2 pseudogenes are annotated in these 424 nt (G+C 64.6%); both read right to left on the bottom strand.

What is annotated here, in order from left to right:
• A pseudogene (locus A985_RS23965) lies at positions 1–220 on the bottom strand (electron transfer flavoprotein subunit alpha/FixB family protein); the annotation flags it as partial.
• Positions 221–234: 14 nt separating this feature from the next.
• A pseudogene (locus tag A985_RS23960) lies at positions 235–424 on the bottom strand (electron transfer flavoprotein subunit beta/FixA family protein); the annotation flags it as partial.

Genomic DNA, 424 nt, shown 5'->3' with positions numbered 1-424 from the left:
CGATGTTCTCGGCCAGGCCGTCACCGAAGTACGGCGCGTCGGCCAGCAGCACCTTCTTCACGCCGGCGATCTGTGCGGCCGCGTCAGCCGCCGCCTTCGCGTTGTTGCCCGCGACCAGCACATGCACGTCGTCGCCGCATTGCAGCGCGGCGGCCACCGTGTTCAGGGTCGCAGCCTTGATCGATTGATTGTCGTGTTCGGCAATTACAAGAATGCTCATCTCGTCGTCTCCCCTTAGATGACCTTGGCCTCAAGCTTCAGCTTCTCGACGAGCGCTGCCACGTCCGCCACCTTCACCCCCGCGCTGCGCTTGGGCGGCTCCACCACCTTGAGCGTCTTCAGGCGCGGGCTCACGTCCACCCCCAGATCCGCCGGCTTGACCGTCTCCAGCGGCTTCTTCTTCGCCTTCATGATGTTGGGCAGC

This window comes from Pandoraea sp. B-6 (assembly GCF_000282835.1).
GTDB lineage: Bacteria > Pseudomonadota > Gammaproteobacteria > Burkholderiales > Burkholderiaceae > Pandoraea > Pandoraea cepalis.
Note: the sequence above shows the minus strand (reverse complement) of the source record. Positions and strands in the feature narration are given on the sequence as shown.